12 protein-coding genes are annotated in these 14,559 nt (G+C 51.0%); 5 read left to right on the top strand and 7 right to left on the bottom strand.

The features are described 5' to 3' along the window. Positions 1-104: 104 nt before the first annotated feature. Together ACFPQ4_RS12005 and ACFPQ4_RS12000 are read left to right on the top strand one after the other, a co-directional pair. Entirely contained in the window at positions 105-1,520 is a 1,416-nt protein-coding gene (locus ACFPQ4_RS12005; protein WP_378112088.1) for a SpoVR family protein, read from the top strand. A 152-nt stretch (positions 1,521-1,672) separates the two neighbouring features. Further along, positions 1,673-2,554 (top strand): SDR family oxidoreductase, encoded by an 882-nt coding sequence (locus ACFPQ4_RS12000; protein ID WP_378112087.1) that lies wholly within the window; start codon positions 1,673-1,675, stop codon positions 2,552-2,554. A 34-nt stretch (positions 2,555-2,588) separates the two neighbouring features. On the opposite strand, the gene ACFPQ4_RS11995 is transcribed toward ACFPQ4_RS12000, so the two are convergent. From ACFPQ4_RS11995 to ACFPQ4_RS11970, 6 genes are all read right to left on the bottom strand, one after another. Continuing rightward, positions 2,589-3,935 (bottom strand): MATE family efflux transporter, encoded by a 1,347-nt coding sequence (locus tag ACFPQ4_RS11995; protein ID WP_378112086.1) that lies wholly within the window; start codon positions 3,933-3,935, stop codon positions 2,589-2,591. 112 nt (positions 3,936-4,047) lie between these two features. Then, positions 4,048-4,824, bottom strand: a complete 777-nt coding sequence (locus tag ACFPQ4_RS11990; RefSeq protein WP_378112085.1) for a class I SAM-dependent methyltransferase — start codon at positions 4,822-4,824, stop codon at positions 4,048-4,050. 154 nt (positions 4,825-4,978) lie between these two features. Beyond that, positions 4,979-5,368: a LytTR family DNA-binding domain-containing protein gene (locus ACFPQ4_RS11985; RefSeq protein WP_378112084.1), complete on the bottom strand. Its 390-nt coding sequence runs from the start codon at positions 5,366-5,368 to the stop codon at positions 4,979-4,981. Between the two features lie 13 nt (positions 5,369-5,381). Next, complete coding sequence (locus tag ACFPQ4_RS11980; protein WP_378112083.1) at positions 5,382-5,522, bottom strand: cyclic lactone autoinducer peptide; 141 nt, start codon at positions 5,520-5,522, stop codon at positions 5,382-5,384. Beyond that, positions 5,519-6,049 (bottom strand): accessory gene regulator ArgB-like protein, encoded by a 531-nt coding sequence (locus ACFPQ4_RS11975; protein ID WP_378112082.1) that lies wholly within the window; start codon positions 6,047-6,049, stop codon positions 5,519-5,521. The genes ACFPQ4_RS11980 and ACFPQ4_RS11975 overlap by 4 nt, the downstream gene beginning before the upstream one ends. Next, on the bottom strand, positions 6,042-6,701 hold the full coding sequence (locus ACFPQ4_RS11970; RefSeq protein ID WP_378112081.1) for a hypothetical protein: 660 nt from the start codon (positions 6,699-6,701) through the stop codon (positions 6,042-6,044). The genes ACFPQ4_RS11975 and ACFPQ4_RS11970 overlap by 8 nt, the downstream gene beginning before the upstream one ends. Before the next feature lie 242 nt (positions 6,702-6,943). Between ACFPQ4_RS11970 and ACFPQ4_RS11965 the strand changes: the two genes are divergently transcribed. The 3 genes from ACFPQ4_RS11965 to ACFPQ4_RS11955 all read left to right on the top strand — a co-directional run bounded on the left by ACFPQ4_RS11965 (position 6,944) and on the right by ACFPQ4_RS11955 (position 11,344). Continuing rightward, positions 6,944-8,290: a sensor histidine kinase gene (locus ACFPQ4_RS11965; protein ID WP_378112080.1), complete on the top strand. Its 1,347-nt coding sequence runs from the start codon at positions 6,944-6,946 to the stop codon at positions 8,288-8,290. A gap of 152 nt (positions 8,291-8,442) precedes the next feature. Continuing rightward, positions 8,443-9,663: a sensor histidine kinase gene (locus tag ACFPQ4_RS11960; protein WP_378112079.1), complete on the top strand. Its 1,221-nt coding sequence runs from the start codon at positions 8,443-8,445 to the stop codon at positions 9,661-9,663. 139 nt (positions 9,664-9,802) lie between these two features. Further along, positions 9,803-11,344, top strand: coding sequence for a glycosyl hydrolase family 18 protein (locus ACFPQ4_RS11955; RefSeq protein WP_378112078.1), 1,542 nt, complete (start codon positions 9,803-9,805; stop codon positions 11,342-11,344). Between the two features lie 20 nt (positions 11,345-11,364). On the opposite strand, the gene lacZ is transcribed toward ACFPQ4_RS11955, so the two are convergent. Next, positions 11,365-14,502: a beta-galactosidase, LacZ type gene (lacZ, locus tag ACFPQ4_RS11950; RefSeq protein WP_378112077.1), complete on the bottom strand. Its 3,138-nt coding sequence runs from the start codon at positions 14,500-14,502 to the stop codon at positions 11,365-11,367. Between the last annotated feature and the right edge of the window lie 57 nt (positions 14,503-14,559).

Below are 14,559 nucleotides of genomic sequence, written 5' to 3'. Positions count from 1 at the left end.
GATCTTCTCTCGCCGTTAGAACTTTCCCTGTCACGCTCCCGCCGGTTTCCACATATACATAGAGTGGTGAAATCTATCGCGATCGACAGGGGGCTTGACCTAGCATGCCGCTTGAACAGGAACGACTCGAATTGGAAGAAGCGATATCGGCGATCACCGAGATTGCTGAAGGCTTCAAGCTTGACTTCTACCCCATGCGCTACGAAATTTGCCCATCGGACATCATCTATACGTTCGGCGCATACGGGATGCCCACCCGATTTTCGCACTGGAGCTTCGGAAAAACGTTCAATAAGATGAAAATGCAATACGACCTCGGCCTCAGCAAAATTTACGAGCTCGTCATTAACTCCAACCCTTGCTACGCCTTCCTCCTCGACGGCAACTCGCTCGTGCAAAACAAGCTGATCGTCGCCCACGTGCTCGCGCACTGCGACTTTTTCAAGAACAACGCCCGCTTCTCCATCTCCAACCGCAACATGGTCGAGAGCATGTCAGCCGCCGCCGAGCGGATTAACGGATACGAGATCGAGCACGGCGCGGCGGAAGTCGAACGGTTCCTCGACGCGGTCATGGCGGTGCAGGAGCACGTGGATGCGAGCATCCACAAGCCTTACGGGCTGGATAAGAAAAAATATATGGATCTTCAGATTCGGCGGAATAAAGAAGATCAATTGCCCCGCAGCATGGATCCGAGATACGCGGATTTGTGGGAGCTGGAGGACTCCTCCGACGCGCGTCAAGCGATGCGCCAAGCCAAGCGCGCGGACGATGCCGCCGATGCGCGCAAATTCCCGCTGCAGCCGGAGAAAGATATCGTCTGGTTCATCCAAGAATTTTCGCCGCAGCTGGAAGACTGGCAACGCGACATCATGAGCATTTTGCGCGAGGAAATGCTCTACTTCTGGCCGCAAATCGAGACGAAGATCATGAACGAAGGCTGGGCTTCCTACTGGCACCAGAAAATCATGCGCGAGCTGCCGCTGACGAGCGAAGAGACGATCGAATACGCCAAGCTGAACTCCGCCGTCGTTCAACCGTCGCGCCATTCGCTGAACCCGTACTATCTCGGACTCAAAATTTTCGAAGACATCGAGCGCCGGTTCGGTCAGGAGAAAATATTCGAGGTGCGCGAGCTCGATTCGGACATCTCGTTCTTGCGTAATTACCTCACCAAGAAGCTTGTCGAGGATCTCGATCTTTATATTTTCGAGAAGAAGGGACCCGAGTGGCAAATTACCGATAAGTCGTGGGAAAATATTCGCGACCAGCTCGCGTTCTCCCGCGTGAACGGCGGCTTCCCGTACTTGGAAGTTACGGACGGCGACTACCAACGCAACGGAGAGTTATATATCGTCCACCGGTTCGAGGGAATTGAGCTCGATCTGAAATACGTGGAGCGCACGTTGCCTTATCTCGTAAACCTGTGGGGAAAACAAGTCCATCTGGAGACGGTCGTCGAGGACAAAAAAGTGCTGTTCAGCTGCGACGGGAAGAAAACTTCGCGTAAGAATGCATGAGTTATCGAACGGACAACGAATTGGGGCAAAGTATCGGGTTTCCCCCGTGCTTTGCCCTTGCTTGCGTTTGCCGGAAGGAGCCCCCGATGCCGATGACTAATTTTTGCCAAATTCGTAAACCCTACCCTCATCACGAAAGGAGCGTGCCCCCTTTGACCCCGACATCGAACCAACAACCGCAGCGGCCGACTTCGTTTCCGCCGCAGCATCAGAACAGGCAACCCGGCCACGAGAAGGATATGAATCCGCTGCCCGAATCGCAATCGCCGCTTTATTTCCCGGCCGGCAAGCTGCAAGGCAAAGTAGCGATCATTAGCGGCGGAGACAGCGGCATCGGACGCGCCGTCTCCATCCTATATGCCAAAGAAGGCGCGAAAGTAGCCATCATCTACTTAAACGAAGAAGTCGACGCGCAGGAGACGCAAAAACAAGTCGAAGCCGTCGGAGGGCAAATTTTGCTCCTGCCTGGCGACGTAGGGGACCCGACTTTCTGCAAATATGCGGTCGACCAAACTATCAAGCACTACGGACGGCTGGACGTCGTCGTAAACAACGCAGCCGAGCAGCATCCGCAGGACAAGCTGGAGATGATCACCCCGCAGCAGCTAGAGCGGACGTTCCGTACGAACGTGTTCGGCATGTTCTATCTCACGTCGGCCGCATTGCCACACTTAACCGCAGGCGCGACGATTATCAACACGACTTCGATTACGGCTTACAAAGGTAGTCCGACCTTGCTCGACTACTCGTCGACCAAAGGCGCGCAAGTCGCCTTCACCCGTTCGCTCGCGCTTAACGTCATCGGACAAGGCATTCGCGTCAACGCCGTTGCGCCTGGACCGATCTGGACGCCGCTGATCCCGTCGACGTTCGACGCCCAGAAGGTCGCCAAATTCGGCGCGGATACGCCGATGATGAGAGCCGGCCAACCATCAGAGCTTGCCCCGGCTTACGTGTATTTGGCTAGCGAGGATTCCTCCTACATGGCCGGTCAAGTTCTTCACGTTAACGGCGGCGAAATCGTAAACGGGTGAGCCAGTGGCTCACCCGTTTTTGTGGAGCTATTATTTACCCGTGCGCTTCCTTCAACTGCACGGTGGTGAAGTCGGTGCGGTAGTAGCGGATCATAACCGCAAGGCCGAGGACGACAAGGTAAGAGTATAGCGCGTACCAAGCGCCCATGCTGCCCCAGTCGAACACGCTGACGAACAAATACGTGACGGGCACGAACAGGAACAAGCTAAGCACGATCGAAGCGCGCATGAGGAAAGTCGTGTCCCCGATCCCCCGTAATCCGCCAGCGTAGAAAATGTATACCCCATCGAAAATTTGCAAGTAGGCTGAAGCCCGGATTAGATCAGCCGCAAGCCTATACACTTCGGGATCGTTGCTATACAGCCGCGCAATCGGCTCCGCCCAGATCAATTCCGCCGTTCCGAGGCCGATCAGGAAGATCGTACCGAGAATGGCCGAATGCGTACCCATTATTTTGGCAAGCTTCGGATTTCGCTGGCCGAGCTGCTGGCCGATCAAGATCGTTGCAGTCGAACCGAACGCGAACGCCGGCATGAACCCGAACGACATGACATTGAGCGCTATCTCGTTCGCGGCCGTCGCGACTTCGCCGAGCGTTAGCACGAATATCGTGAAAATATACATCGATACACTCATGGAAAATTCTTGCAATCCCAACTTGCCGCTTTCTTGCGAGATTAGGCGAAGCTCCTTCCAATCCGGGCGAGGGAAGCTCCGCGTCTGGAATTTGCCATGCATCGGTCCCCAGAAGACGATGAGGCAGATAGCAAGTTGAACCGCTTCTCCGATCAGCAACGCATAACCTGCGCCGACGATGCCCATGTCGGGCAATCCCCAGTGCCCGTATGTTAATCCGTAAGTTAACACCACCATGAGCACGTTCGCGATAATCGAAACGATCATCGACGTCCTCGTATCCCCTACGCCGCGGAAGAAGCCATGGAACACGAAGCTTATAATGCCGAACGCCATGGCGTAGAAGCGAAGCTCCAAATACTCGCCGCCGGTCGAGACTAGATTCGGCGTCGCTCCGGTTAACTCCAACACCGCACCGCTAGCCAGCCATCCTGCCAAAGTAATAAAAAGACCGACAGCAACGCTTACGAGCAGCGCCAAATACGTTCGTTGCATCCCTTTGCGCATTTCGCCGGCTCCATAGTTTTGAGCGACTAAGTAGTTAACGGAGTGGCCGATGCCGGAGAAGATCGCAAACATGTTGTACATAATAATGTTCGATACACCGACGATCGCGATAACCAGATACCCTAAGTCGCCTACCAATATAAGATTCACGGATCCGGTAACGGTCTGCGTCGCGAACGCGAACAAGGAAGGTAAGGCTAATAGGAGTATGGCGTACCAGCTTTTCATAAGTTTCATCTCGTTGCACGGTCCTTCGTCTGGTTGATTCCCTTCATTCTCGCCGACATCCCATCAGCCGTCAATGCAGGATAAGGACGAAGTTATATCCATTATTGCCTTGCACCCCGTTTCAGCTGTGTTTAATCGCTTGGATGCGGATTCTCCGATAGTCAGCCGTCCATTGACCGTCCATGTAGCACTCATCCTTCATCCGCTGGCAAGCTTCGGCAAACCAATTGTCCATTTCCGCATCCGTTGCATTTGGCACCATGGCCGTTCCGAACATGCGCAGCCAGCCCATCATTCCTTGCTCGCCGTCCTCGAGCGGCGTCGGCCGATCGAACAAGATCGCCATAAGAACTTCGAACCCTTCCCTTTCCAACAACGCCGCATATTGCCCTACCTTCGGAAAATACCAAGGCATAACGAACGCATCCGTTCGCCCCTTCGCCTCTAGCGTCTCCCTTACTGCCTTAACGATGCTGCCGACATTCCCATAGCCGCCAAATTCGGCAACTAACCTTCCGCCAACGCGCAAACAGTTCGCCATCGTCTTAACCGCCGCCTCCGCATCCTGCATCCAGTGAAGCGCGGCATTACTGAACACCGCGTCATATTGGCGAGTCGCAAGCCAGCCAATTGCGTCCGCGCATTCGAACGTAATGTGCGGATATTTCGTTCGAGCTCTTTCGACCATTACCGGGGAAATATCGACTCCGGTTACCGTTGCTCCGCACTCCGCGATCCGAGCCGCCAAATCCCCCGTACCGCAGCCGAAGTCAACGATTACCTCACCCGGTTGCGGGTTTAACATCTCCAACATGTTGCTTCCGAACGCAGATACGAACCTCATAGATCCATCGTATTTATCCGCTTCCCAATGGACCTTCTGTTCCTTCTTCACCATCGCCGTTCACGCTCCTACAGCTCAATTGTTGTTACTCCTGTTATATCACGCCTGCGTTTATTGTATAAATATATAAAACCTATTTTATTAATAGTTATTATCTATAGTTATGCAAACAACAAAGCAGCCATGCCTCTCGGCCGGCTGCTCGTTTTTACTTGTTCCAAAGCATGGACGGTTTAGGAAATGCCCGATACGCAGACTGTTCCTCGTTGGCTAGATGCTCCACCTTACTGATATTCGCTTCGGAAACGGTCGCGAACTTGCTATCTTTGCTGTGAGGCGAGTCGAAGTACACCTTGCGTGCCTTCTTGTCAAAAGCCTTGATGTGGTTCAAGTTCACCAGATTCGTGCGATCCAATCGCTCGAATCCTTGTTCCTTCAAAATAACGAGAAGCTCTTCAAGCGTGGTGGGATAGTAATACAGGTTGTCCTTCGTATGAAACTCGGGACCGTCAGCCGTCGGTTTGATCGCGATTAATTCCTCGACTTTCACTAAGCAAGGGTTGCCGTCGCGATCCAACAATCGGATGTACTCTGACATGCAGGATCCCCCCTTACTTTTTCGACTTCAGCTCGGCAGGTGTGTTAGGACGATGAAGTACCCACATCGATGCCGTACTTACGAAAGCAACTGCAACAACGGCCAGCATCCTCGATACGATTACGACCGCTTTTTTCGTTACTTGATTCTTCATAAGCTTTTCACCTCCTTTTTAAATGGAATGAGTGAAGCTGCTTGTGCGAAAAAAGCAAGAGTGACGACTGGCATCAAGTAGATGAAGTTAATCGTCACTAATAAAACACTGAGTAGCTTAAAAACCGGAAAATACCGCTCTGAGACACGAATATGCTCTTTGATATTCGAAGGAGCGAAAAGTGCCGCCAGCACGAGACTGGCGCCATTAATGATCATAAGTACGTGATCGTTCAAATCCAGAAACGGTATTCCGATAAAGATCGTCGCCGAGAATAGGAAACACGCAAGTGCGCTCTTGAAATGAAAACCCCCGGATACAAAACGTAATCCCATAAAACAAACTACGGCTATTAGCGTGTCCACGAAATGACCGAACAATATTCCGGCCAAAAACGCGGTAATAAAAGTAATTGCATTATGTAAGATCCCTTGGAGCGCATAGCTCATCACTTCTACGCTTGCGGTCTCTTCGGGATTGACTTCCTTCAGCTTTATGGCCATACGGCGGGATAGCGCTTCAATCAACGGCCTCATCCCTTCTCAACGATAAATAGAACAGAAGAACCAGTATGACAAGTAGGATCGACGCGATCAGCAGATAAGGCGGGTTTTCATATTCCAGAATTACGATACTCGAAACGATCGTTATGACAAAAGCTAAAATGATGAAGCTGATGAATACCATATTTTTACCTGTGAACGTTTTCTTCGAAAATCGGCTGCGTGATTCTATGAAACTGAATCCGCCTTTCAACTTATAAGTTAGAAAACTAAATAATAACATCATGCAGCTGGAAATAAATTGAAGAACATATCCACTATCCGTGCCCGCCTTCAATTCGCCTTCAATGAATTGTAGATGCATGGCTAAAGCAATGATACAAGTTTGTGCAACCCCAAGTACGATATAACCGGTGAAGAACATGATGAGAGCATTGAAAATACTCACTTTCATCGCCATCTGTATGTATAAAAGCACGATAATAAGTTGAATGAGCGGGAAGAATGCACTCAAATCAGCGCTCATGAATGAATACGAAACAAAGGAAAGCAATAATGAAATCAATAGGATTTGGGATATATTTTCTTTTAGCGTAAACCTGAATTGAATTAAAATGAATACGAACGAAGATAAGTATTCTACCAATGAAAAGATAATATATTTCAGCAAACTCATCGATGTTTTCTCCCTAGCCACAGAATACTTCGTTACCATTTTACCATAACTTAATAAATAATTATCAAAACTTATCGCTAAACAATGTATTTTTCTATAGTATTAAAGTCAGTGTTTCCCGGAAATTTTTAACTCTATAGTAGTACTCTACTCCAATTCGAAGCGTTTTCAATACCATATCGTTCTTGTTAGTCGTTTATTTTTCGGAAATCGGAAAAGCATCTTAAGGGGACGAATCATACATGGATACTTTACTTGATGCCTTACAGCTTCACGTACTAGTCTCATTGCCGCAAACGTTCATTACCTGGCTGTTCGTATTTTCTCTCTTGCGTCCGCAACCGAATAAACTTATCGCTAGAATTTTGATATTGACCGTAGTGCACTCCGTTTATACCGATCTTTTAATCCTATATATTCCGACCTATCTTCAGCTTATCAACACGCTGTTCGCGATGGTCGTGCTTATTTTTTTATTATTCAAAGAGCTGCCGCTTCGCAAAAAAATATTCCTGTTCGTTGGCGGAGTCTTATTCGGCATTGCCATGGACATGATATCGTCCGGTATCGCGATTGCTAACGGAATTGAGGACTTAAATTCGTTAAGACGCGAACATCTTTTCACTCTCGTTTCTATTATTTATCCTCAATTGATCCTCATTTTGATCGCGGCTTGGTCTATACGCAAAAGAGTTACCTTTAGCTCCATAAAATTATTGACCGTCAACATCGCAGAAAAGCGAGCACTCCTCAAGGTGATCGCGCTTGTCCTAGTTCAATTCTTTACTTTAGGCGTGATGGAAACGTTGAAATTCGCCTCCGAAGCGGGCGGACATATTTTGACTATTCTAATCTACTTCACAATGGTCATCAGCCTGGCTGCGCTTGTCTTCATGCTCCGCATGCTGACGCTAACTCGCGCTGACGCCATACGTTCGACGCAGGCGATTTATGTCGACGACATCAATAACATGTTCACTTCCATTCGCGGCCAGCGCCACGACTTCCTGAATCATGTGCAAGTCATACATTCGATGGCCCAAATGGGTAAGTTTGACCAGTTGCAAGCCTACACCTCAACATTAGTCCAAGAAACCCGCGAGGTAAGCGAAATCATTAACCACGCCTCGCCTGCATTAGCCGCATTTGCCCAGGCAAAGACGACGGTAGCGCTCGGCCTCGGCATTGCTTTTAAATGTGAACTCCCTACCGTGTGGAATGTCCAAGAATCCGCCATTGCGATGATCGATCTTATCAAGATCCTCGGCAATCTAGTCGACAACGCCTTCGACGAGACGATGCGGTTGCCGATCGAACAAAGAATGGTACACGTTTCTATTAAGACTTTTAACGACGTTATTTCGCTTGAAGTCGCTAACAGCGGCCATCCAATGACCCCTGAAGTCAGAGATCGCATGTTCCAACACGGCTACTCGACCAAGGGCGAAGGACACTCTGGACTTGGATTAGCCATCGTTAGAGAGAGAGTAAGCCATTATCAAGGTAACATTGACGTAGATTCGAACAAGGATGAGAGAAAGACGACTTTCCGTGTTACGTTACCTCATCTTGAACCTATTGCAGGTTAACAGACTAAGGGGACCCGCTGACGATGGATACTATACACGATACGATTAAACTGGATTTAATAGTTTCGATTCCGCAAGCTTTTATTAATTGGCTCTTCGTTTTCTCGTTCTTGCGGCCTCAGCCTGACAAGCTATTTAAACGAGTCTTGATTTTGGCTATTATTCATTCGGTCTACACGGATATGTTTATTTTGTATATCCCTGTCTACCTACAATTGGCTAATACGCTGTTCGCTTTAGCCACGCTAATATTCCTGCTGTTTAAGGAACTGGGATTGGGCAAAAAAATAGCCGTATTCTCTGCCTCGATCGTATTTAGCATCATAATGGATGCGATTATTTCCGTTATCGCGATCAATATGGACATTACGGATCTTGATTCGTTAAGACGCGAGCATCTGCCCGATCTCGTATCGATCTTGTACCCCCAATTACTCCTTATCGCAATCGCATCTTGGTTCGTTCGCAGGAAGATGTCCGACTATCCGTTAAAACAAATCGCAGTAAATATTAAAGAGAATAGAAGTCTAGTAAAAGTCCTTACTTTAATTTTGATCCAATTCGTCATTCTTGGGTCGATGTTCTCCATTCAATATGGAGTCGATTCCGATAAGTCGCTGATCTTGACCGTTCTCATTTATCTTACGTTTGCCGTCAGCCTTGCGGGCGTCGTCTTCATGCTGCGCATGCTGACGATTGCCAGAGCGGATGCGGTTCGAACGACGCAAGCGATTTACGTGGACGACATCCATAACATGTTCACTTCCGTACGCGGTCAACGTCACGACTTCCTCAACCACGTCCAGGTCATTCATACGATGGCTCAAATGGGCAAGTTAGACCAGTTGCAGGCTTATACCGCGACGCTCGTACAAGAGACGCGCGAAGTCAGCGACATTATTAACCATGCCTCACCTGCGTTAGCCGCATTCGCTCAAGCGAAGACGACGGTGGCGCTCGGCCTTGGTATCTCCTTTACGTGCGAACTTCCGATAGCGTGGAATGTCCAAGAGTCCTCGATCGCGATGATCGATCTTATCAAGATTCTCGGCAATCTAGTTGACAACGCATTCGACGAGACGATGCGGTTACCGACAGAACTAAGGACGGTATGCGTTACGATCCAAACCGTTAACAACATCATAGCTCTAGAAGTCGCCAACAGCGGTCACCCGCTCGACCCTGAAGTCAAATCTCGCATGTTCCAGCATGGTTTCTCTACCAAAGGCGAGGGACACTCGGGACTTGGATTGGCTATCGTTCAAGATAGAGTTCATCATTACAAAGGGAACCTCGATATTCGATCCGACGCCGATACGCAAACGACGACCTTCAAGATAGAGTTACCCTACCGCGAACAAGCGGCCTCTTAACCTCTTATTCCCTCCGATACCATTATGTAAGCCTTTACACTATTCTCTCTCTCCCTGAAACTAAGTAAAGTAACGACTTAGTAGAATCGAAGCTTCGCATGCACATGCCTAGCTTCGTTTTCCCGAAGGAGAGACCTCATTGAACAAAGCAGCCGCAAGAGCATTCCTTATGTTATTAATCATAACCGTATCGCTCTGTTCGATGCCTCTTCCTGTCGGTCATGCGGCCAGTCCTCTTCAAATCACTTATAACGGACAACGAATCGCTTTCGCCGTAAACCCGTTCATTAGAAACGGCACGACGTACGTGCAAGCGCGTCCCGTGGCGGAGACGCTTGGTTTCCGCATCGATTGGCTCGATCGGACTCGGCTTAGTTTAACCAAATCGGACACTACGATCGTTCTAGAGGTTGACCGCACCTCGGCTACCGTCAACGGCAAGCCGGCAACGATCTCGCCCGCGCCGCTTAAGGACGGGGCTACGTTATTCCTGCCGCTTCGCGCGATCGCACAGCTATTAGGCTATACCGTCGCATGGGACCAAGCCCGGAACACGGTCGCGCTTACGGGAAACGGGCAAAAACCAAGCATTCCCGCGGAGAGTCCATACAAGATTGTCGGTTATTATCCTTCTTGGGGGCTTTCCTTGAAGCATCCCCTAACCGAGCAACAGGTATCAAAGCTCTCCCATCTTAACTACGCCTTCGCGAACGTATCCGGCGGCCAAGTCGTATTGGGAGATCCCGCGACAGATGTTGAGAACTTCAAACAATTGAAAAACGCGAAAATCGCCAATCCGAACCTTCGCACGCTCATTAGCGTCGGGGGCTGGGGATGGTCTGGAGGCTTTTCGGATGCCTCCTATTCCGCATCCGCTAGATCGAAATTCGCCGCAAGCGCCGTTGCATTCATTCGGAAATACGGCTTCGACGGCGTCGATCTCGACTGGGAGTTTCCGGTGGCGGACGGCATGTCGACGAATACGATGCGGCCGGATGATAAGCATAACTTTACGCTGTTGCTACAGGAAATTCGCAAACAGCTCGACTCCGCGGAGAAGCTCGACGGGCGCGGCTATTTACTCACGATCGCAGCCGGAGCTTTTCCTTCCTATGTCAACAACGTAGAGCTGGCTGCCTTGTCCGGAATCGTAGACTGGATGAACCTCATGACCTATGATTTTCATGGCGATTGGGACCACGCAAGCGGTCTTCTCGCTTCGCTTTACGCGGATAGCAAAAGCCCTCGCGGCCAGCAAGCCACAGACAATATTAACGCCGTCATCGATCTATATGTGAAAGCGGGAGTTCCCGCCAAGAAGCTTGTGCTCGGCATTCCGTTCTATGGCCGGAGCTGGACTTCCTGCGATGCGACCAACAACGGGCTTTACCAAGCTTGCGACGGGCCGACCCGCAAAATGTACGGCTACGACGACTTGAAACAACAAGGCTGGATTAACGGCAATGGCTTCGTCCGTTATTGGAACAGCGAAGCGAAAGCGCCTTATCTGTACAAAAAAACGACCGGCACCTTCGTCTCTTACGAAGATGCCGAATCGATCGGTTACAAAACAGACTACTTGAAAGCACGCGGCCTTGGCGGAGCGATGGTCTGGGAATTAACCCAGGATGACGGCAATAATACGTTATTAAACAAGCTCAGCGGCGATTTAGGTCGATAATTCGTTAATGAAGAAACGTACTAAGTAGATGATATCCCTTGCATCGAATAGCTGTACGTATAGACCCGGTTAGCGAATAACGTATATTCCGGATGCGTCTTAGCCCCCCAGCTGTCGTCACCTCCGACGCCCATCTGTTTGTAGTTCAGGCGCACATACACCCGATCGCTCGGCGGCAGCTTGTAGGGATGATCGTGAGCTTCGAGATCCGAGGGGGAATAAGCGAGCGCGTTCGCCTCCAGCGTCGGCGCACCGACAATGCGCAGTCCGATGCCGCTTGGATCCGTTAACGTTAGCCATCTGACTTCCGTCTTATTCCCGCACTCCTGCGGTCGCAGGTAAGGCGTGAACTGCTCGGCTACCGTTCCTTCGTAAATGCCAAGCTTAGCCCCATCCGCGCGATCCCAGTAATTCTCGTGAGGTCCTTTGCCGTACCAGGTCAGTCGACCGTACGATGCGGGGAGCGCCAGCATCATGCCGACTTCGGGAATTTCCGGCAGCGAGTTCCCCGGTGACAACGTCATACGGACATCGATTAAGCCATTGCCGTAGATCGCGTACAACACTTCGACCTGTGACGTCACCGACGTCGGCAGGTCGAACGTCGTTATGACGGTTACTTCATCCGTGCCTTCTCCTCCTACCTTCAGGGAGCGCAAAGCGCGTTCGCGCCCGGCATTCCGCCAGGTGCCGCTACGGTGCGGCAGCTTGCTGCCCAGATCGTTGTCGGTCATCGCCCGCCAGAAATTCGGCGCGGGTCCTTCGGCAAGCAAATCCGCGCCTTGATACCGGTAGGAGACGATTTCCCCGGAGCTTGTATCGAACGCGGCTTCGAACGTCGCGTTGCTTACGACGACTCTCGAGCCATGCTCGGCAACTGTCAACGCACTGCCCGCGCTCGTCCCCTCCATCCGTCTCTCCGCTGCGGCTCTGACAATAAATTGCTCCCAAGCGATCTCATGGCCGGCATCCGCCCATCTTGTAGCGGTTTTAAGACGATAGCCCACCGTCAGCACCGCTTCGCTGCCCTCCGAGCAACGAGACAACACCTCGCCGATTGGCAATTTTACCGAGCGGGTTTCTCCCGGGGCCACTTCAAGCTCGGCGAGAACGCCTTCGGCCACTTGAACTCCTGCAACGTCGACTTGCCATACGAACGCATAGCCGTCCAGCCGATCGAATAAGAACCGATTCGTCACCTCGATTTCGCCATCCGCTACGTTCGCCGCTTTAAATCGGACGTTCTGGTAGCACTTCTTCACCTCGTGAATTTTCGGCGAGATATTCCCGTCCGCGAAAATAATCCCGTTTCCCGAGAAATTCCCGTCGTGCGGCGATTCTCCGAAATCCCCGCCGTAAGCCATGTAGGTAATCCCGTCTTCGTTCGTCGTCCGGAGCGATTGATCTTTCCAATCCCATATAAATCCGCCCTGCAACACGGGATACCGGTCGAACAAGTCCGTATACTTCGACAGATTACCCGACGAGTTGCCCATCGCATGGGAGTATTCGCACAGAATATATGGCTTAGCCGGATTATTGAGCGCGTATTGCTCGACTTCGTGCGGTTTGGCATACATCGTGCTCTCGACATCCGATGCCGCTTCCGAAAGACGATAATTGAATACCCCTTCGTAATGCACAAGCCGGGAAGGATCGTTCTCTCTCAAAAAGTCGTGCATCGCAATAAAGTTATCGCCGCCGAACGATTCGTTGCCAAGCGACCAAAGCACGATCGACGGGTGATTTTTGTCCCGTTGCATCATCGAGTTGCATCGGTCTAGCACGTTATCGCGCCATTCCGGCCTGCTGCCTGGAACCGTATCCTCCAGCCCCTTCTGGCCGTACCGCCACAGACCGTGCGTCTCGAGGTTCGTCTCGTCGATGACGTACAAGCCGTATTCATCGCACAGCTCGTACCAGAGCGGATGATTCGGATAATGGGATGTACGGACGGCGTTAATGTTATAACGCTTCATCAGCACGATGTCCTTCACCATGGCATCGCGGTCGACCGCGCGTCCTAGGTCGCAATCGAACTCGTGGCGGTTAACGCCCTTGAACAAAATGCGTTCGCCGTTAATGGTCATCAGACCGTCCTTAAGCTCGAAGCGGCGAAAACCGACCTTGCAGCTAAGCGCCTCGATTAAGCTGCCGTCCTCTCCGACCAAACTAAGCACGAGGGTGTACAACTCCGGGGTTTCCGCGCTCCATTTACGCGGACGGTCGACGTCCATCGACGAACGAATCCGAATGTCCGCTTGCCCATCGCCGCCAAGAGCAATCGCTTCGCGATTCGGAGTCTTCCCCACAGGATTACCTTCGTTATCGTAGAGCATGGTTTCGAGCCATGCCGAAGCTGCCCCCGGCGAGCCGTATTGAACGATTCGAGCATCCACGTTCAACTTTCCATACTCGTACTTCTCGTCCAAATCCGCATGAGCGTGAAAATCGTAGATGTGCACGTTCGGCGTCGCGTACAAATAGACGTCGCGGAAGATGCCGCTAAGCCGCCAGAAATCCTGATCCTCCAGCCAGCTCGCATCGCACCATCGATACACTTCCACCGCGAGCCGGTTCTCCCCGTCCTTCAAGTACGGCGTCAAATCGAATTCCGCCGGCGTAAACGTATCTTCGCTATACCCGACGAGATCCCCGTTTAACCATACGTAAAAAGCGGCCTCGACCCCTTGAAAGCTGATGAACACCGGCTGATCCCGCCACTCCGCCGGCACCTCGAACGTGCGCGTATATTGCCCGACCGGATTGTATTTCGTAGGCGCGAACGGCGGCTTGATGTCCTCCGATTCACTCCATGGATATCTGATATTCGTATATTGCGGGTAATCATAGCCTTGCAGTTGCCAATGAGATGGCACAGGTATCGTTGCCCAAGCAGCGTCGTCGAAATCCGATGCGTAGAACGCCTCGATCCGATTCGAGGGATTGTCCGACCAATGGAACCGCCAGTTGCCGTTCAGGGACCGGAACCATTCCGAAGCCTCCCGATCCCCTTGCAATGCTTGCGCGATCGAGCGGTAAGGCATTAACGTCGCATGTGCCTCCATGCGGTTCAGCTGGAAAATATCCGGGTTATTGTTCCACTCGGGATACCCGTTCGCCGGAGGCGAATATATAAATTTGTTGCTTGCCGACAACTGTCATTCCCCCTAGTCGTAATGTTATATAATGGTTTATTTTACCGAAGTGCGATG

Origin of the sequence: Cohnella yongneupensis (genome assembly GCF_042655785.1) — a bacterium.
In the GTDB taxonomy this organism is placed as follows: domain Bacteria; phylum Bacillota; class Bacilli; order Paenibacillales; family Paenibacillaceae; genus Cohnella; species Cohnella yongneupensis.
Note: the sequence above shows the minus strand (reverse complement) of the source record. Positions and strands in the feature narration are given on the sequence as shown.